Below are 19,683 nucleotides of genomic sequence, written 5' to 3' on the forward strand. Positions count from 1 at the left end.
TCATTTCGAACGATCCCACGCTTCCTTTCGACAGGCAAGCTGCGATTCTTGAAGGCATCGCGTCCACCGCGCGGCGGTCTGGGCCAAAGAGTTTTCACGAGGGGCAAGGTCATGAAGAAAATCATCGTCGTCGGCGCCGGCAAGATCGGCTCCACCATTGCAGGCATGCTCGCCGACAGCGGCGACTACCGCGTCACCGTTGTCGACCGCGCGGCGGCGCAGCTTGCCGCGGCCGAACTTCCCGCCGGCGTCGAGGGGCTGGAGCTCGATATCGCAGCGCCGGGCGCACTCGAGGCCGCCCTTGCCGGCGCCTTCGCCGTGCTGAGCGCCGCCCCCTTCCATTTGACCACTCGCATCGCCGAGGCCGCGGCCGCCACCGGCGTACACTATCTCGATTTGACCGAGGACGTCGTCTCCACCCGCCGCGTCAAGGAGCTGGCCAAGTCGGGCAACAGCGCCTTCATTCCGCAATGCGGCCTGGCGCCGGGCTTCATCTCGATCGTCGCCAACGATCTCGCCAGCCGCTTCGACACGCTGGAAAGCGTTCGCATGCGCGTCGGCGCGCTGCCGCAATACCCGTCCAATGCGCTGAACTACAATCTGACCTGGAGCACCGACGGCGTCATCAACGAATATTGCGAACCCTGCGAGGCGATCGTCGAGGGCGAGCTGATCGAGGTGCCGCCGCTGGAGGAGCGCGAAGAGTTCTCGCTCGACGGCGTCACCTATGAGGCCTTCAACACCTCCGGCGGTCTCGGCACGCTGGCCGAGACGCTGAAGGGCAAGGTGCGCACGCTGAACTACCGCACCATCCGCTATCCCGGCCACGCGGCGATCATGAAGGCGCTGCTCAACGATCTCGGCCTGCGCCACCGCCGCGACGTGCTGAAGGATATCTTCGAGAGCGCCCTGCCGGCAACGCTGCAGGACGTGGTCATCGTCTTCGTCACCGTCTCGGGCCGCCGCAATGGCCGCCTGCTGCAGGAAACCTACGCCAACAAGATCTATTCGCAGCGCATTGGCAGCCAGGTGCGCAGCGCAATCCAGATCACCACCGCGTCCGGCATCTGCGCCGTGCTCGACATGCTGGCCGACGGCACCTTGCCGGCGACCGGTTTCGTCAAGCAGGAAGACATCGCGCTGGATGCGTTTCTCGCCAATCGTTTTGGGCGCGCTTATGCGCAGCACGAGATGGTGAGCCGGCTGGCGAGCTGAGCTACTTCACCCTCCCCCTTGGGGGGAGGGTCGGCGCGCAATCGGAGCGAAGCGGAGATGGCGAGACGGGGTGGGGGTGAGCGCCGACGGTTGGCGAGGACCCCCACCCCGCTCCGCTCCGCGGATCAACCCTCCCCACAAGGGGGAGGGTAAAGCGCCCGCTACTTCCGCAGAGCCATCGGTCGTCCGAGCAGAAACCGGATGAAGTTGCCCGCGGTTCGCGGCGCCATGCGGGGCTGCGTCGTCTGTCGTGGCGCGCTTTGCCTTCGCGCTGGCACCTCGGGTTCGACACCCGGTCGGCCCACCGTAAAGGACGGCCCCGAGACCGGCTTCCCCCTCAACACGTTGGCGGCGTTGTTGCCATGGATGACGATGCACCATTGCGCGCCCTTCGATGCCGCCACGACGGTGTTGAAGCGCGTCGCCATTTTTGCGTGGTGCTCGCTGTAGACGCCGCTCATCGCCGGCGATCTCCTTTCGACCAGCGTGCCGAACGCCGACGTGACATAGTCGTGGTGCGTGTAGCGTCCGCTTGCCGTGTCGAAATTCTGGCCGTCCGGAAAGGCAATGTAGAGCGGCTGCAGGTCCACCACACCCTTTTCGATCTCCCGGCGCGCGTAGTGCTCGACGCGCTCCATGAAGGTCGGCGCCAGCGCGTCGTCGCTGTCGAGCCGCGTGAGCGAAACATAGTCGGCATCGGTATCGGCCTGGACGAAGGCATTGAAGCGATCATTGTAATCCTCGCCGGCCTCGACAAGGATCGGCCTGACGTCGACACCGGTCACGCAGCTGCACACGGTGCGAATATAGTTCTCGTGCGTATCGGCATCGAACGCCACAAGGACGGCAAAATCCTTCAGCGACTGGCCTTCGAGCGACGACGCGCAATAGGTGTCGAACAACGCCAGGCGCTCGACCAGCCAGACCGGGTCGAGATTGGCGCGGCCCTTTCCGTCCCACTGGCTTGGCTTGAAGCCAGCGGCGATGTTGTAGCGTATGGCGATGTATTTCTTCAGGCCGGTGTCCATGGACCGACACTTAGTACATTCCGCTGATCTGCGACAACCAACGGCTGAGCGGCCACCCTCCCCCTTGTGGGGAGGGTCGGCTCGCGGTCGGAGCGAAGCGGAGATGGCGAGACGGGGTGGGGGTGAGCGCTGACGGTCGGCGAGGACCCCCACCCCGCTCCGCTAAGCGGATCGACCCTCCCCACAAGGGGAGGGTAAGCGCACTTCAAATATGCAGCGCGTGGCCCAGCGCCTTCAGCGCCGCTTCCTGGAAGCCTTCGCCTTGCGTCGGATGCGCATGGATGGTCCCGGCGATATCCTCCAGCCGCGCGCCCATTTCCAGCGCCAGGCCGAATGCCGCCGCCAGTTCCGACACGCCTTGCCCGACCGCCTGGATGCCCAGCACCAGATGGTTGTCCGCGCGCGCCACGACGCGGACGAACCCGTCCTCGCCGAGTTTCGTCATCGCCCGGCCGTTGGCGGCGAAGGGGAACTGGCCGATCTTGATTTCGCCCAGCGCCTTCGCCTCCTCCGGCGTTAGCCCTGCCGTCACCAGCTCCGGATCGGTAAAGCAGACGGCCGGGATCGAGCGCTTGTCCCAGCTGCGCTTGTGGCCGGCGACGATCTCGGCCACCATTTCGCCTTGCGCCATCGCCCGGTGCGCCAGCATCGGCTCGCCGGTGACGTCGCCAATGGCATAGATGCCGCGCATCGAGCTGCGGCACTGGTCGTCGATCTTGATGAACTTGCCGGCCATGTCGAGATCGATCTGATCGAGGCCCCAGCCCTCCGTCACCGGCTTGCGGCCGACCGTGACCAGGATCTTGTCTGCCGCGATTTTGGTGCTCTTGCCGTCCGCGGTCTCGACCAGCAGCGCGTCGCCCTTGACCCCCTTGGCCTTGGCGCCAAGCATCACCTCGACGCCGAGCTGGGCCAGCCGTTTCACCACCGGCCGGGTCAGTTCCGCATCATACTGCGCCAGCACGCGCGGCAGCGCCTCGACCACGGTCATCGCGGCGCCCATTTTGGCGAACGCCATGCCGAGTTCCAGCCCGATATAGCCGCCGCCGACCACGGCGAGCTTTTTCGGCACCTCGCCGAGAGCCAGCGCTTCTGTGGATGAAATCACCGGGCCGCCGAACGGCAGGAACGGCAGTTCCACCGTCGCCGAGCCGGTGGCGATCACAACCGTTTCGGCGCGGATGATCTGGGTGCCGGTCTCGGTCTCGACCGCGACGGTCTTGCCGTCGCGGAACGTCGCCCAGCCATAGACGGTCTTGACCTTGGCCTTCTTCAGTAGCCCGGCAACGCCCCCGGTCAGCCGGCTAACAATGCCGTCCTTCCACGCAACCGTCTTGCCGAGATCGAGCACCGGAGCCGCCACAGAAATGCCGAGCGGACTGCTGCCGCCGGCCATATGCGCGACCTTCTCGAACTCTTCCGCCGCATGGATCATCGCCTTGGACGGGATGCAGCCGACATTGAGACAGGTGCCGCCCGGTTTGCCGGCTTCAACGATCACCGTATCGATGCCGAGCTGGCCGGCACGGATAGCGCAGACGTAGCCGCCGGGCCCGGCGCCGATGACCAGCAGCTTGCAGGAGATTTCTTTCATGGCGTGACCCTTTGATGCGAGGGAATGTTCCGTCGCGATCCTTCGCGCCCCCCTCTGTCCTGCCGGACATCTCCCCCACGAGGGGGGAGATCAGCAGCTTCTTCGCTTCGCTCATTCCTGCAACGATGGAGATTGGCGAAACCCTGCGTGACGTCCAATCTCCCCCCTTGTGGGGGAGATGCCTGGCAAGGCAGAGGGGGTGCTGTCCCGCCGTCATCTCGGTCGTTCCGCCCCTCAATCCACAAATATCAGCGCTGGCGTCTCAATCAGCGCCTTGATGCGCTGCACAAACACCGCCGCATCCCAGCCGTCGACCACCCGGTGATCGAAGCTCGATGACAGGTTCATCATCTTGCGCGGGATGAACTGGGTGCCGTCCCAGACCGGCCGCACCATCATCTTGTTGACGCCGACGATCGCCACCTCAGGATGATTGATGACCGGCGTCGTCGCCACGCCGCCCATGGCGCCGAGCGAGGTGATGGTGATGGTCGATCCCGACAGCTCGTCGCGGCTGGCCGTGCCGGACTTCGCCGCTTCGGCCAGGCGGTTGAGCTCGGCCGCGCAATCCCAGAGGTCGCGCGCCTCGGCATGCTTGACCACCGGCACCACCAGGCCCGACGGCGTCTGCGCGGCAATGCCGATATGGATGCCGCCATGCTGATGGATGATGCCGGCCTCGTCGTCGAACAGCGCGTTGATGTTGGGCTGGTCGGCAATCGCCTTGACCATCGCCCGCATCAGGAACGGCAGCAGCGTCAGCTTCGGCCTCTCCACACCCTTGCGCTTTTCCTTGTTGAGCGCCGCGCGCAACTCCTCAAGTGCTGTGACGTCGATCTCCTCGACATAGGTGATGTGCGGGATGCGTGACTTCGCCAGCGACATTTTTTCGGCGATCTTGCGCCGCAGTCCGATGACCTTGATATCCTCGACGCTGTCATTGCGCGCCAGACCCGACGCCTTCGCCACCTGCGGCCCGCGCGCGAGAAAGGCCTCGATATCTTCGTGGCTGATGCGGCCGGCAGGGCCGGTACCCGACACCTGGCGCAGATCGATCCCCGCCTCCTTCGCCCTGAGCCGGATGGCGGGCGACGCCAGGGGCTTTTCGCCCTCCGGGCGCGGCGCGCCGGAGGGTGCCGCACCTTTAGATGTCGGCGCAGCACCCCCACCCCTGGCCCCTCCCCACAAGGGGGAGGGGGATTCAGTCTCAGCTGCCCGTGCGCTTTTGGCTGCTGGTGCAGGTGGTGGCGACTTGGCGTCGGATTTCGTGGCCGAAACGCCTCCCTCTTGTGGGGGTCCGGAGGACGGGCGAGACCCGTGGCTCGCCCCGGCAGGGGTGGGGGTCGGTGCCGCCGTGACCTCTGACGATTTCGAGCCTTCGGCGACATTGCCCTCCCCCGCCACTTTCAGCCGCACGATCGGCGAGCCGATCGCCACCGTGTCGCCGATCTCGGCGCCCAGCCACAGAATCTCGCCATCGACCGGCGAAGGTATTTCCACCGTCGCCTTGTCGGTCATCACGGCGGCAAGCACCGAGTCCTCGCGCACGAGGTCGCCGACCTTGACGTGCCACTCCACAAGTTCGGCCTCGGCGACGCCTTCACCGACATCCGGCAGCTTGATGATGTGTTCGCCCATCCCTAGGCTCCCATGGTTTCGAGAAGCGCGCGGCCGACACGGGCCGGCCCCGGGAAATAATCCCATTCCTGCGCATGCGGGTAGGGCGTGTCCCAACCGGTGACGCGCGCCACCGGCGCTTCAAGATGGTAGAAACAATTTTCCTGCACCAGCGCCGACAGCTCGGCGCCGAAGCCGGAGGTCAGTGTCGCCTCGTGCACGACGACGCAGCGTCCGGTCTTCTTCACCGAAGCGACTATCGCGTCGAGATCGAGCGGCAGCAGGGTCCGCAAATCGATGATCTCGGCATCGATGCCGGTTTCTTCCACGGCCGCCTGCGCGACATAGACCATGGTGCCGTAGGCGAGCACGGTGACGGCCGAGCCCGCCCGGCGGATCGCCGCCTTGCCGAGCGGCACCGTGTAATGGCCGTCGGCGACCTCGCCCAGTTCATGCTTCGACCATGGCGTCACCGGTCGGTCGTGATGGCCATCGAACGGTCCGTTATAGAGCCGCTTCGGCTCCAGAAAAATCACCGGATCGGGATCCTCGATCGCCGCGATCAGCAGCCCCTTGGCATCATGAGGATTGGACGGCACCACCGTCTTCAGCCCCGACACATGGGTGAACAGCGCTTCCGGGCTCTGGCTGTGCGTCTGGCCGCCAAAAATGCCGCCGCCGGTCGGCATGCGGACAACGATCGGGCAGGTGAAATCGCCGTTCGAGCGATAGCGCAGGCGTGCTGCTTCCTGCGTCAGCTGGTCGTAAGCCGGGTACATGTAGTCGGCAAACTGAATTTCCACGCATGGCTTCAGCCCATAGGCGGCCATGCCGATGGCGGAGCCGACAATGCCGGATTCGTTGATCGGCGCATCGAAGCAGCGGGTCTTGCCGTACTTCGCTTGCAGGCCTGCCGTGCAGCGAAAAACCCCGCCGAAGAAACCGACGTCCTCGCCATAGACGATGACGCGTTCGTCGCGCGCCATCGACACGTCCATGGCGTCGCGGATCGCCTCGATCATGGTTCGTCTCGGCATGGTCAGACTCCCGCCTGCTGGCGCTGACGTCTGAGATGCGGCGGCATCTCGGCGAATACGCCCTCGAACATTTCACGCGTCGACGGCTTGCCGCCGGCATGCAGCGTGCCGTGGCTTTCAGCTTCCTTCTGCGCCGCGATCACCGTCTCCAGAATTTCGGCCTCCGCCTGGGCATGGCGCTCATCCGACCAGACCCTGCGCAGGATCAGATGGTTCTTCAGCCGCATCACCGGATCGCCGAGCGGCCAGGCGTCGGATTCGGTTTTCGGCCGGTAGGCAGACGGGTCGTCCGAGCTCGAATGCGCGCCGGCACGGTAGGTGACATATTCGATCAGCGTCGGCCCGAGATTCTGCCGCGCCCGCTCCGCCGCCCATTTGGCCACGGCATGCACGGCGAGATAATCATTGCCGTCGACGCGCAGCGCCGGAATGCCGAAGCCGAGGCCGCGCGCGGCAAAGGTGCCGGAACCGCCGCGCGCAATGCCTTGAAACGTCGAGATCGCCCACTGGTTGTTGACGACATTGAGGATGACCGGCGCCTTGTAGGTCGAGGCGAACACCAGTGCGGAATGGAAATCGGATTCGGCCGTCGAGCCGTCGCCGATCCACGCCGCCGCGATTTTCGAATCGTTGCTGATAGCGGAAGCCATCGCCCAGCCGACCGCCTGGATGTATTGCGTCGCCAGATTGCCGGAGATCGAGAAGAAGCCGTGCTCCTTCGACGAATACATGATCGGCAATTGCCGCCCTTTGAGCGGATCGGCCTCGTTGGAATAGATCTGGTTCATCATCGTGACCATCGGATAGCCGCCGGCTATGAGCAGGCCGGCTTGCCGATAGGTCGGGAAATTCATGTCGCCCGGCATCAGCGCCTTGCGGAAAGCGCAGCTCACCGCCTCTTCGCCCAGATGCTGCATGTAGAACGAGGTCTTGCCCTGGCGCTGCGCCATCTGCATGCGCGCATCGAAGCTGCGCAGCGTCATCATGTGGCGCAACCCCTCGAGCAGCTCCTCGTCGGTGAGCAGCCCGGCCCACGGCCCGACCGCCTCACCGGTGCGGTTGAGCACACGGATGATCGAAAACGCCATGTCGCGGATGGTGCGCGGATCGACATCGATGTCCGGTCGCGGCACCGAGCCGGCCTTGGGGATCGGCACGTTGGAGAAGTCGGGCGTTCCGCCCGGCCGCACTTCCGGCTCCGGCACATGAAACCGCAACATCCCAGCATCGGTCATGACCATGGTCCTCCCATTTGCCTGGCGTCGATATTTGCACATCCGCGCGCCCGGCACAGCGCCAATTCATGGGGCGCCGCAACCCATCCGGCGTCACGGCCGGCAGGCGACCCCAAGATGCAGATATGTCTGCGAAATTTCTTGTCGATGTTGGGGAGCAGCGCGCAATTAGGCGCAAAGTTTTGCAGGATTTCCGGCAGATAGTCACTTCACGGCATCCGGGAGAGATGAAGCACCAAGGTCCGCGAACTCGCGCTTTCCTCTCCCCGTGATCGGGGGAGAGGTGTCGAGCGAAGCTCGACGGAGTGGGGGTCGACCCTTGGGCCCTAGGCAATGCTTGAGATAGTGCCCTTCCTTTGTCCGTTCGCGGCGATTGCCACGTGGCTCCCCCACTCCGTCTCGGCTTCGCCGTGTCCAGCCGATAGATGGGTAACACTTTGAACCGGATACATAGGTGACACTTCTCTCCCCCTATGCGTCGGCCGCAGCGCCAAGCGGATTGGTTGGCGCGGCGCTGCGGCGGACAAGCTTCATGTGCCGTGTGTCGATGATGCCGAGCGGGTGGGCATGGAATGAGAGTGTCCATTGTCCGTCTTCGGTCTCCAACGCAGCGACCGGTTCGCCCGCCAGCGCTTGCGAGACATATATGAAGCCGCCATTCCATCGGATCTCGCCATTGTGGCGCACGCGGCGGACCGAGGCCTCGGCCGGATAGACGGGCTCGGGTGGTGTCCTGGGCATGGCGCGCTGTGAGGACCGGTAGTGCTGGGCGGGCGTATCCATGCCCAGCGCCTCATGGGGACGTTCCTCATTGTAGCTGTGGCGGAAGGTCTCGAAGGCCTGGCCCTGTGCCGTTCGGTCGGCTTCCGGTGCCTCGGCCATCGGCAGCATGGTCAGGTGAAAGCGCTCGTGACGTCCGTTCTGCTGTGGCCTGCCGGGTGCGATCCGCTCCAAGGTGATGCCGAGCTTGATGAAGCGCACGACAAGCGGCGTCAGCCCGGTGACGCCGGCCGATGCGAAGGGCGGGCCATTGTCGCTTCTGAAGCGATCCGGCAGGCCATGCTCTTCAAACAGCCGTTCGAACACCGGCCAGGCTTCGCTATCGGCCGTCGACCCCGTCGCTTCGAGCGCCAGAAGATAGCGGCTCGACGCATCCATCACCGTCAAGGGTTCGCAACGCCAGCCGTCGCGGGTCCGGAACCAGCCCTTGTGATCGCCAGTCCACACCGCGTTCGGTTCTTGCGGCTGTGGCCAGGGTCCATTGCCGCAGGCCCGCAGGCGGGGTCGCTTGCGGGCGCGGACAAGCCCATGCCGCGCAAGGATCGCGCCGACCGTCGAGGCTGAAGGCCACATGAACTCGGGAGCCGTGCGCCTGAGCCGTGCCACGATCTTCTTTGGACCCCAAAGCGGATGCAGCTCCTTGGCCGCCACAATCCGCTCAACCAGATCCTGAGCTGTCGCACGGCCATGATTGAGCGGGGCTCGCGGCAGGTCGTGCAAACCCTCAGGCCCAAACGTCCGATAGCGTCCTAGCCATTTGTAGCCGTTCTTGCGTGAGATCCCGTAGGCCGCACAAAGCGCAACCATCGTCTCATCCCCAGAAAGACACTCCACAACAAACCGTAGCCGCTCGTCCATGATGCCAGTCTCTCGCCAAACCATCGCCGGTCCTCCGGCGGACAAGAAAACTGTCACCCATGCTATCGGTCCATTCTGTTACCTATCTATCCGGTTCGGACAGCCGAGCCACCTCTCCCCCCTCCGGAGGGAGAGGAAGGGCGCCAAGGTCTCGAACGCTTTGGAGAACGTTCACTCAGCGACCGCATCATGCTAACCACCCTCCATGGCGCAGAAAAAAGGATACGAGGTCGATTCGTGGCTGGCGAAGCCTGACGCGCGCATATCGATCGTCCTGCTTTACGGTCCCGACCGCGGCTTGGTCGCCGAGCGGGCCAAAGCCTTTGCCGCGAAAACCGGCCTGTCGCTCGACGATCCGTTCTCAGTCGTCCGGCTCGATGGCGCGGAGGTCGATCGCGACCAGGGCCGGCTGCTCGACGAAGCCCGCACCGTGCCGATGTTCTCCGACCGGCGGCTTCTGTGGGTGCGAAATGCCAGCGGCCAGAAGGCCCTGGCCGACGACGTCAAGGCGCTGACCGCGGAGCCCGCGCGCGACGCCATCATTCTCATCGAGGCCGGCGACCTGAAAAAGGGCGTCGGACTGCGCGCGATCGTCGAGGCCGCCGACACCGCCATGGCGCTGCCTTGCTACGCCGATGAAGCCCGCGACATCGACAGCGTCATCGACGACGAGTTGCGCAAGGCCGGCATGTCGATGGCGCTCGACGCACGCCAGGCGCTGCGCCGCAATCTCGGCGGCGACCGGTTGGCCTCACGCGGTGAAATCGAAAAGCTGGTGCTTTACGCCCACGGCCAGAAGGACATTGGCCTCGATGACGTCAGGGCGATGTCCGGCGACGTCTCCGGCGCCTCCTTCGACGACGCGGTCGATGCTGTGCTGGAAGGCAAGATCGGTGACTTCGACACCGCCTTCACCCGCCACTGCCTGTCCGGCGGCCATCCTTTCCTGGTGCTGTCCTCGGCGATGCGGCAGCTGCAGCAGCTTCAGGTCATGCGCGGCCAGATGGACACCGCCGGCCGCAACGCCGCCTCGGCCATGGCCGGCGCCCGTCCGCCGGTGTTTTTCTCGCGGCGCAAGCTGGTGGAGAAGGCGCTGGAGCGCTGGAACGTCGAGGCGCTCAGCCGCGCGCTGAACCGGCTGCAATCGGCCGTGCTGCAGACCAGGCGCAGGCCGGATTTGTCGGAAGCGCTGGCACGGCAGGCGCTGCTCGGCATTGCGGTGGAGAGCGCGAGGCTGGCGCAGCGGTGATCTCCCCCCTTGAGGGGGAGATGTCGCCAAAGGCGACAGAGGGAGTCGCCGCGCGTGGAGCGCTGGCGCCTTTCGCAACGACAAACGAGGTCGGCGCTTGATGCGAGACGACCCCTTCTGGCCTGCCGGCCATCTCCCCCTCAAGGGGGGAGATCAGCAGTTCGATCCCTTCGGCAATCGCCAATAAAAAGAAGGGCCGGCACCGCCAGCCCTTCATCCTAAGCCAGAACTTCATTCGCCGGCTAAATATGGCGCAACCTCAACCCTCTACCGCTCGTCCTTCAACCGCCGGCACAGCTCATCCAGTTGCTCCAGGCTGCGGTAGTCCACGCGGATCGCGCCGCCCTTGCCCTTGTGCTCGATGGTCACGATCATGCCGATCGTGTTGGTCATCAGCCTTTCCAGCGCCAGCGTGTCGGCATCCTTGCCCGATGCGCCGTGTGCTGGTTTTGCCTTGGGCGGCGTACCGCCCGCCGGCATCTGCGCCAGCGCCTCGGCCTGGCGCACCGAAAGCCCTTCTTCGACGATCTGCTTGGCTAGCCCGGCGGGATCCTGCGCCGTCACCAGCGTCCGGGCATGGCCGGCCGACAGCGCGCCGTCGACCAGCATGTCGCGGATCACGTCGGGCAGCTTCAACAGCCTGAGCGTGTTGGCGACGTGGCTGCGGCTCTTGCCGATTACATTGCCGAGGTCGGCCTGTGTGTAGCCGTGGTCGTCGATCAATTGCTGGTAGCCGAGCGCCTCCTCGACCGGGTTGAGATCGGTGCGTTGGACGTTTTCTATGATCGCCAGTTCCAGCGCTGTGCGGTCGTTGACGTCGCGCACGATGATCGGGATCTCGGTCAGCCCGGCTCGCTGGGCCGCGCGCCAGCGCCGCTCGCCGGCGATGATTTCGTAGCGCCCGGCCTGCGTCGGCGAAGGCCGCGCCACCACCGGCTGCACCACGCCATGCTCGCGGATCGACTGCGCGAGATCGGTGAGGTCGGCGTCGCCGAAATGCCGGCGCGGGTTTTTCGGGTTCGGGCTCAGAAACTCGATCGGCACCTTGCCGTCGGCATTCAGGCCCGGCTTTTCGGCCGCTGCCACCGGGCGGTCGATCTCCCCGATCAGCGCCGCCAGTCCACGCCCCAGTCTCTTTCTCGAAAGGTCTTCGCTCATCTCAATTCCAGATTCTTGATCGTTTCAGTGCCGGATCGGCTTTGTTTATCGACCCTGCCTAATCATGCAGCGCGCAATTTTCGCTCGCGGCGGATCACTTCGGATGCCAATTGCAGATAGGCTTGGCTGCCGGAGCATTTCAGGTCGTAGAGAATCGCCGGCTTGCCATAGGACGGCGCCTCGGACACTCGCACATTCCTAGGAATGATGGTCTCGTAGACCTTGTCGCCCATGTGTGCCCGCACGTCCTGCACCACCTGGTTGGCGAGGTTGTTGCGGCCGTCATACATGGTCAGCACGATGCCCTGGATGATCAGGTCCGGATTGATCGAACGGCGCACCTGCTCCACCGTTTCCAGGAGTTGGCTTAGCCCTTCCAGCGCGAAGAACTCGCACTGCAGCGGCACAAGAACAGAATCGGCTGCCGCCATTGAATTCAAAGTCAAAAGGTTGAGCGAGGGCGGGCAGTCGATCAGCACATAGCCGAACGGCGCACCACGCTCGGTGGCGGCGCGCAGCGCGTTGCGCAGCTTAAGCACCCGATCCGGCGCCGAGGCGATTTCCATCTCGATGCCGAGCAGATCGAGCGTCGACGGCACGATCGACAGGCCGGGCACCGCCGTTGGAATGGCGGCCTCTTCCAGGCCCAGTTCGCCGGTCAGCACATCGTAGGAGGAGACGGTGCGGTCCTTGCGGTCGATACCGAGACCCGTCGAGGCATTGCCTTGCGGGTCGAGATCGACGATCAGCACCTTTTCGCCGATCGCGGCCAGCGCCGTGGCCAGATTGATGGCGGTGGTTGTCTTGCCGACGCCGCCCTTCTGGTTGGCGACGGTGATGATGCGAGGTCCGGTTTTCATGGGTCTGTGCCAGGTATTCATGTGGGCCAGGTATTCATTGCGTCGCCAAGGTTGCGAAGGAGAGCTTACGCAGTCTGCAGATCGGTCACTTCGAGGATGACGCCATGGGCGTCGGTCATGCTCGGATGTTCTACCAGATCGAAAGCCCAGCGGTGAGTGCTTTCTTCCACCTCGGAGCGGTAATCCCGGCCTTTGTGGAACAGCGCCCGCGATCCCTTGGTCAGCCACGGCGCCGACAGATCGAGCAGCGCCGGCAGCGCGGCCAGCGCCCGCGCCGTGATGATTTCCGGTTCGGAAACAAGCGCATAGCTGTCGTCGATGCGCCGGGCGACGACCCGTGCCGGCAAACCGAACTGGCCAATGACCGCCTGTAAAAACGACGCTTTCTTGCGGTTGCTCTCGACCAGATCGATCGACGCGCCATCGCGCTCGACCAGCAGGAAAGCCAGCACTAGGCCCGGAAAACCGCCGCCCGAACCGAGATCGGCCCAGCGTTTGGCCTGCGGTGCGATTCGCGCCAGTTGCGCGCTATCCAGAATGTGGCGGCCCCAGACGTCGTCCAGCGTCGACGGCGCGGCCAGATTGATGCTGCGGTTCCATTTCAGGAACAACTGTTCGAACTTCACCAACCGATCGAATGTTTCACGTGAAACCGGTCCCGCGGCCTCTTGCAGGCTCGCCCATGAGGCAGCGCTCACGCAACGGCCCTTTGCGCGGCCGATTCAGCGTTGCGGACGTGCGCGACGATGATTGCCAGCGCCGCCGGCGTCATGCCTTCCATACGCTGCGCGTCAGCGATCGAACGCGGCTGACGCGTTAGCATCTTCTGCTTCAGCTCATTGGACAGGCCGGGAACATCGGCGAAATCCACCGACGCCGGGATCAACCGGCTTTCCTCGCGGCGGATCTGTCCGACATCCGCCTGCTGGCGATCAAGGTAAACCGAATATTTCGCTTCCGTTTCGAGCCGCTCAGCGGTTTTGACGTCGATTGCGCCAAAGGCCGGCGCAACACGGGCCAGCCAGGCTATATCGACGCCGGGATGAGCGAGCAATTCATAAGCGGAGCGGCGCACGCCGTCCCTGTTGATCTCCAGCCCATGCCGCGCCGCTTCGTTGGGCGTCATCGTCGTCGCAATTGCGAGTTTTCGCGCCCTATCAAGATCCTGTGTGACTTCATTGAACCGCCGCGTTCGCTCCGGCGACACGATACCAAGCCGATTTGCCAGAGGCGTAAGCCTTTCATCGGCATTGTCGGCGCGCAGCGATAGGCGAAACTCCGCCCGCGAAGTGAACATGCGGTAGGGCTCGGCAATGCCGCGGCTGGTGAGGTCGTCGACCATCACTCCGATATAGGCTTCGGTGCGGCTGAGCACGATTTGGTCGTCGGCCGCCGCCTTGCGCGCGGCGTTGAGCCCGGCGAGCAGGCCCTGCGCGCCGGCTTCTTCATAACCGGTGGTGCCGTTGATCTGACCGGCGAGGAAAAGCCCCGCAATACGTTTGGTCTCAAGCGTCGGCTCGAGCTCGCGCGGATCGACGTGGTCATATTCGATGGCGTAGCCGGGCTGCAGCATGGTCGCGCGTTCCAGGCCCGGGATCGTCTTCAGAATGTCGAGCTGGACGTCTTCGGGCAGGGAGGTCGAGATGCCATTGGGGTAGACGGTGTCATCGTCCAGCCCTTCCGGCTCCAGGAATATCTGATGACCTTCTCGATCGCCGAACTTGACGATCTTGTCTTCGATCGACGGGCAGTAACGTGGACCTACGCCTTCGATCGAGCCGGAATACATGGCGGAGCGGCCGATATTGGCGCGGATCAGCGCGTGCGTCGCCGGCGTCGTACGCGTGATGCCGCAATGGATTTGCGGATTCTTGATTGTGTCGGTGAGCAGCGAGAACGGTACTGGATGTTCGTCGGCCGCCTGGCTTTCCAGCGACGCCCAGTCGATGGTGCGGCCATCGAGCCGCGGCGGCGTGCCGGTCTTCAGCCGTCCAAGCGCGAAACCGGCGCGGCTCATCGTCGCCGACAGGCCAAGGCTCGCTTGCTCGTTCATCCGCCCGGCGACAATCTTCTTGTCGCCAATGTGAATAAGACCGCGCAGAAAAGTGCCGGTGGTCAGGACGACTGCACCGCACGCCAACCGGCGCCCGTCGGCCAGGAGCACAGCGGCGATCCGTCCTTCTTCGATCTCGAAATCCAAGACTTCGCCTTCGACGACGTCGAGACCGTTCTGCTGCCGAATCGCTTCCTGCATGGCCAGCCGGTAAAGCTTGCGGTCGGCCTGCGTGCGCGGCCCGCGCACGGCAGGGCCTTTGCGGCGATTGAGCAGGCGGAATTGGATGCCGGCAGCATCGGCGATGCGGCCCATCAGCCCGTCCATGGCGTCGATCTCACGCACCAGATGGCCCTTCCCGAGGCCGCCGATCGCCGGATTGCAGGACATGACACCGACCGTGTCGAAGCGCAGCGTGATCAGCGCGGTCCTGGCACCGGCGCGGGCGGCAGCGCTCGCAGCCTCGCACCCGGCATGGCCACCGCCCACCACAACCACATCATAGTGATCGATCATTGTCCCTTCCAGATTCAGAGATTTCCCGACACATGTCCCCACGAGAGGACGCTGTCAAGGATTGCAGGTTGATTCGTTCACGGGGAACGGAGTGCTGAAAGCCGCAGAGGTGTTTCACGTGAGTCATGGAAGCAGCGAAGCCTCGGTTGGCGCTGGCCCTTATCTACCTGCCGGCATCTTCTCCCCATGAACGGGGACAATGAGGGGCGGTGCAGGCTTTCGGCCAGTTGCCCTTTTGTTAAACGTCTCGCTTCACGTGAAACGCACTAGGGCGGCCCCCTGTGTTTCACGTGAGTCACTCACACAGCGCGCCCCCCTGTTTCACGTGAGTCACTTTCCAATGCAAAACTGCGAAAAGATTACGTCCAGCAGGTCCTCGACTTCTACCGCGCCGACAATCCGGCCGAGCCGGTCCGCCGCAAGACGCAGCTCCTCCGCCCGCAGCTCCTGGCCGCGCTCTTGCCCCGACAAAGCCGAGATCAGAAAGCGCCTGGTCTCATTGAGCAGCTCCACATGCCGCAACCGAGACGGCAGGATGTCACCGGCATCGCCGATAGCAGCCGCGGCGCGCCTGCCGATCTCGGCCAGGAGTTCAGCCAACCCAGTGCCGTCCACCGTCGAGATCAACGCATCATACGCCTCCAATCGCGGCGAACCTTTCAAGAGATCGACCTTGGTGCCGATTCTCAAAGCCGGGGCCTCGACAGGCATGTTGCCGATCGCACTCGGGTCCGCCAGATCTTCCAGCAACAGCACCAGGTCGGCCGTGTGCGCCTTGGCCCGCGCCTTTTCGATACCGATCGCTTCGATCTTGCCGGGCGCCTCGCGCAGGCCCGCGGTGTCGGTTACCCTGACCCGCACTCCGTGGACATCCAGCACCACTTCGAGCAAGTCCCGCGTCGTGCCGGGCTCGTCGGTAACAATCGCCGCCTCACGCCTGGCCAGCGCGTTGAACAGGCTGGATTTGCCGGCGTTGGGTGCACCGAGGATGACAACCTCAAACCCGTCACGGATGATCTCGGCGGCATGGAAGCCATCGACATGCCGGCCGATCTCCCCCACCATTGCGCGCACATCGGACCAAACCGTGTCCGAAACGGAACCGGGCACGTCGTCTTCGTCGGCGAAGTCGATTTCCGCCTCGATCATGGCCCGTGCATGGATCAGGCGATGGCGCCAGCCAAGATAGAGTTCGCTTTGCACTCCTTCGGCATTCTGCACGGCAAAGCGCCGCTGCGCTTCGGTTTCGGCGTTGACCAGATCGGCCAACGCCTCCGTCTCGACCAGATCCAGCTTGCCGTTGAGAAGAGCCCGGCGCGTAAATTCCCCAGGCTCCGCATGACGCAGGCCGTCAAAGCCGGCGACGATCTCCAGCATCTTGCCGGCGACGGCGCGGCCGCCATGGACGTGGAACTCGGCGACATCCTCGCCGGTAAAACTGTTCGGCCCAGGAAAAAACAGCACCAGGCCGTTGTCGATAAGCGACCCGTCCACCGTTCGGAGCTTGCGCAGGGTCGCACACCGGTCCTTGACCGTGCCACCAGCCACCGTTTCGACAACGAATCGAGTCCTCGGTCCGGAAATGCGGATGACAGCGATGCCGGCGGGCAGGCGCCCGCTGGAAAGCGCAACGATCGAATCGCCCGAAATCATTTGCCCGTTCTCACCGGTCGCCTAGGTGTCAACAATCCCACAGTGTCGCGGCCGTCATGAACCGGCTGTCCGTCAATATCAAGGTCGATCGCGAGAGCGACCGGATTACCAAATCTGTATAGCCGCCTTGTCATCCATGTGCGAGCAGGCGGGTCCTAATCCCGACGCCAAGCAGTTCTGGGCGGGCCAGCAAGCCCTACGGCTGGCCGGCATCGTTAACACCTGTTCCTGGCCCGGAACCGTGAAGCTGGAGCCCATCTCCCCACAGGGAAAGCCTCGTTCCGGTTGCGAATCGGAAATCCCGACCCGCGTCACGCCAATCGTCGCCCGATTGGAACGGATGCGAATCGACTTAACATTGGCCAGTGGCATCCGGCCGCCGACGGCAGACCGGGGCTATGCACCGCTATCATGCCGGTGGCGACGGATTCCGTAGGAACCGAGCCGCTGCTGCGACGCCGGTAGCTCAACCCGTGTTTCCGTCCAACGCCGAAGGAAGCGGCTTCACATCAATGGATAGCGGCCGCGGCCGGAACAGCAAATCCTTGGCTGCGACCACCGCTCCGACCGTGATCAGGATGCAAGCAACAGCCACCGACCAGTGAAACACACCAAAGCCTGCCAGCAGAAGCACGAGGACCGAGAAGAGGGGCGCGGCATAGGAGAGGGCGCCGAGGATCATGATGTCGCCGTGCTTGCAGCCATAGTCCCAGGCGTAAAAGCCCGCGCCTAGCGGTATTACGCCCAAGATGACGATGGCGCTCCACTGCGTCGCCGTCTGTGGCCAGACGGTGGTCTCAAGGGTGAGGTGCAGCACCAAGGCGACCGCAGCCGTGATGAAGCAGTAACCGACGACGACATCGGTCGGCACCTTGCCGAAGCGGCGCGATAAAACCGAATAGCCGGCCCAGATGAAAGCGCAGAACAGCGCGATGACATGCCCCTTCATCACACCATTGGCCAGTCCGATCGTGCCGCCCTTGGTGATCACCACAATGGCGCCGGCAAGGCCGAGCATGACGCCGGCGATGTGATGGGCCCTAAGCTTTTCTCCAGGCAGGAAGGCGGCAAAGACGACGATCAGCAACGGCCAGAGATAGGCGATCAGGCTGACCTCGACCGGCGGCGCCGACTGGATGGCGAAGAAATAGGCGCAGTGATAGATGCACAGCCCCGCTGTGCCGAGCGCCCAGACCTGCCACGGCTGGCGCAGCGACTTGATCGCCGCCGGACGGACAAGCCAGCTCGACGCGCCGACCAACCCGCCAAGCAGAAACGTCATCGCCGCCAGCTGAAAGGGCGGAATCGGTCCCGCCGCCGTCGAAAGCAGCGCCAGGAAGGACCATGTCAGGATGGCCGAGAAGCCGATCAGGGTCGGGATTGTTTTCTCCATGCGGCTTCCGATCTTCGAGACGCGATTACTCGCATGACGACAGCGATGGAAATTGCCGCCCAAGGCCACGCCCTGTCGGAAATGCGACCTGTTTGCCCCCGCAATGAAAAACCCCGTCCCAGTTCCCGGAACGGGGCTTCAATGCGAAACGATGGCCGACGAGAAGCTTACGTGTTCATCGAGTCGAAGAAATCGGCGTTGGTCTTGGTCTGCTTCAGCTTGTCGATCAGGAACTCGATCGCGTCGGTGGTTCCCATCGGCGCCAGGATGCGGCGCAGGACGAAGATCTTCTGCAGATCCTGCTTGGAGACCAGCAGGTCTTCCTTGCGGGTGCCGGACTTCAAAATGTCCATGGCCGGGTAGATGCGCTTGTCGGCGACCTTGCGGTCGAGCTGGATTTCGCAGTTGCCGGTGCCCTTGAACTCTTCGAAGATCACTTCGTCCATGCGGCTGCCGGTGTCGATCAGCGCGGTGGCGATGATGGTCAGCGAGCCGCCTTCCTCGATGTTGCGGGCCGCGCCGAAGAAGCGCTTTGGCCGCTGCAGCGCGTTGGCGTCGACACCGCCGGTCAGCACCTTGCCGGAGGACGGCACGACGGTGTTGTAGGCACGGCCGAGGCGGGTGATCGAATCGAGCAGAATAACGACGTCGCGGCCATGCTCGACCAGGCGCTTGGCCTTTTCGATGACCATTTCGGCGACCTGGACGTGGCGCACCGCCGGTTCGTCAAAGGTCGAGGACACGACCTCGCCCTTCACCGAACGCTGCATGTCGGTCACTTCTTCTGGCCGTTCGTCGATCAGAAGTACGATCAGATAGCATTCCGGATGATTGGCCGTGATCGAGTGGGCAATATTCTGCATCAGCACCGTTTTGCCGGTACGCGGCTGCGCGTTGATGAGCGCGCGCTGTCCCTTGCCGATCGGCGCCACCAGGTCGATCACGCGCGACGAGATGTCCTTGCCGGTCGGATTGTCGATCTCCATCTTCAGCCGCTTGGTCGGATAGAGCGGCGTCAGATTGTCGAAATGGATCTTGTGACGAATCTTTTCGGGATCGTCGAAATTGATCGTGTTGACCTTGAGAAGGGCGAAATAGCGCTCGCCCTCTTTTGGGCTGCGGATCGGCCCTTCGACGGTATCGCCGGTCTTCAAGGAGAAGCGGCGGATCTGCGAGGGCGAGATGTAGATATCGTCGGGACCCGGCAGATAATTGGCGTTGGCCGAGCGCAGGAAGCCGAAACCGTCCTGCAACAACTCGACCACACCATCGCCGATGATCTCGACGTCCTGGGCGGCCAGTTTCTTCAGGATGGCAAACATCAGTTCCTGCTTGCGCATGACGCTGGCGTTTTCTACTTCGAGCGATTCGGCATAGGCGATCAGCTCTGGCGGCTTCTTGTTCTTGAACTCTGCGAGTTTCATTTCTTGCATAGAC

The 19,683-nt window shown here is 63.9% G+C and carries 15 protein-coding genes; 2 read left to right on the forward strand and 13 right to left on the reverse strand.

Features of this window, described 5'->3' with window-relative positions; genetic code table 11:
- Positions 1-111: 111 nt before the first annotated feature.
- Entirely contained in the window at positions 112-1,215 is a 1,104-nt protein-coding gene (locus tag ACYG9V_RS04265; protein WP_352765800.1) for a saccharopine dehydrogenase family protein, read from the forward strand.
- Positions 1,216-1,376: 161 nt separating this feature from the next.
- Here ACYG9V_RS04265 and ACYG9V_RS04270 read toward each other — a convergent pair whose 3' ends face one another.
- The 6 genes from ACYG9V_RS04270 to ACYG9V_RS04295 all read right to left on the reverse strand — a co-directional run bounded on the left by ACYG9V_RS04270 (position 1,377) and on the right by ACYG9V_RS04295 (position 9,388).
- A complete protein-coding gene (locus ACYG9V_RS04270; protein WP_352765801.1) occupies positions 1,377-2,243 on the reverse strand; it encodes a glycosyltransferase in 867 nt (288 codons plus the stop codon).
- Between the two features lie 205 nt (positions 2,244-2,448).
- Positions 2,449-3,837: a dihydrolipoyl dehydrogenase gene (lpdA, locus tag ACYG9V_RS04275; protein ID WP_352765802.1), complete on the reverse strand. Its 1,389-nt coding sequence runs from the start codon at positions 3,835-3,837 to the stop codon at positions 2,449-2,451.
- A 234-nt stretch (positions 3,838-4,071) separates the two neighbouring features.
- The gene (locus tag ACYG9V_RS04280; RefSeq protein WP_352765803.1) at positions 4,072-5,475 is read right to left on the reverse strand and encodes a dihydrolipoamide acetyltransferase family protein; all 1,404 of its coding nucleotides are present in this window, start codon (positions 5,473-5,475) and stop codon (positions 4,072-4,074) included.
- A 2-nt stretch (positions 5,476-5,477) separates the two neighbouring features.
- Positions 5,478-6,491 (reverse strand): alpha-ketoacid dehydrogenase subunit beta, encoded by a 1,014-nt coding sequence (locus ACYG9V_RS04285; RefSeq protein ID WP_023672171.1) that lies wholly within the window; start codon positions 6,489-6,491, stop codon positions 5,478-5,480.
- Positions 6,492-6,493: 2 nt separating this feature from the next.
- Complete coding sequence (locus ACYG9V_RS04290) at positions 6,494-7,726, reverse strand: 3-methyl-2-oxobutanoate dehydrogenase (2-methylpropanoyl-transferring) subunit alpha (protein ID WP_352765804.1); 1,233 nt, start codon at positions 7,724-7,726, stop codon at positions 6,494-6,496.
- A 471-nt stretch (positions 7,727-8,197) separates the two neighbouring features.
- The gene (locus ACYG9V_RS04295; RefSeq protein ID WP_023826017.1) at positions 8,198-9,388 is read right to left on the reverse strand and encodes an integrase core domain-containing protein; all 1,191 of its coding nucleotides are present in this window, start codon (positions 9,386-9,388) and stop codon (positions 8,198-8,200) included.
- A gap of 181 nt (positions 9,389-9,569) precedes the next feature.
- On the opposite strand from ACYG9V_RS04295, the gene holA reads away from it, so the two are divergent.
- Positions 9,570-10,613, forward strand: coding sequence for a DNA polymerase III subunit delta (holA, locus tag ACYG9V_RS04300; protein ID WP_352764648.1), 1,044 nt, complete (start codon positions 9,570-9,572; stop codon positions 10,611-10,613).
- A 267-nt stretch (positions 10,614-10,880) separates the two neighbouring features.
- On the opposite strand, the gene ACYG9V_RS04305 is transcribed toward holA, so the two are convergent.
- From ACYG9V_RS04305 to rho, 7 genes are all read right to left on the reverse strand, one after another.
- Positions 10,881-11,771, reverse strand: coding sequence for a ParB/RepB/Spo0J family partition protein (locus ACYG9V_RS04305; protein ID WP_023710318.1), 891 nt, complete (start codon positions 11,769-11,771; stop codon positions 10,881-10,883).
- A 62-nt stretch (positions 11,772-11,833) separates the two neighbouring features.
- On the reverse strand, positions 11,834-12,631 hold the full coding sequence (locus ACYG9V_RS04310) for a ParA family protein (RefSeq protein WP_023672118.1): 798 nt from the start codon (positions 12,629-12,631) through the stop codon (positions 11,834-11,836).
- 65 nt (positions 12,632-12,696) lie between these two features.
- Positions 12,697-13,329, reverse strand: a complete 633-nt coding sequence (gene rsmG, locus ACYG9V_RS04315) for a 16S rRNA (guanine(527)-N(7))-methyltransferase RsmG (RefSeq protein ID WP_023710319.1) — start codon at positions 13,327-13,329, stop codon at positions 12,697-12,699.
- Positions 13,326-15,200, reverse strand: coding sequence for a tRNA uridine-5-carboxymethylaminomethyl(34) synthesis enzyme MnmG (mnmG, locus tag ACYG9V_RS04320; RefSeq protein ID WP_352764650.1), 1,875 nt, complete (start codon positions 15,198-15,200; stop codon positions 13,326-13,328). The genes rsmG and mnmG overlap by 4 nt, the downstream gene beginning before the upstream one ends.
- Before the next feature lie 330 nt (positions 15,201-15,530).
- On the reverse strand, positions 15,531-16,853 hold the full coding sequence (gene mnmE / locus ACYG9V_RS04325; RefSeq protein WP_023827720.1) for a tRNA uridine-5-carboxymethylaminomethyl(34) synthesis GTPase MnmE: 1,323 nt from the start codon (positions 16,851-16,853) through the stop codon (positions 15,531-15,533).
- A 466-nt stretch (positions 16,854-17,319) separates the two neighbouring features.
- Positions 17,320-18,246 (reverse strand): aromatic amino acid exporter YddG, encoded by a 927-nt coding sequence (yddG, locus tag ACYG9V_RS04330; protein WP_023827719.1) that lies wholly within the window; start codon positions 18,244-18,246, stop codon positions 17,320-17,322.
- A gap of 167 nt (positions 18,247-18,413) precedes the next feature.
- Positions 18,414-19,679 carry a transcription termination factor Rho gene (gene rho, locus ACYG9V_RS04335; RefSeq protein ID WP_023672113.1) on the reverse strand — a complete coding sequence of 422 codons (1,266 nt, stop codon included), beginning with the start codon at positions 19,677-19,679 and terminating at the stop codon, positions 18,414-18,416.
- Positions 19,680-19,683: the final 4 nt, after the last annotated feature.

This window comes from Mesorhizobium sp. W016 (genome assembly GCF_054719485.1).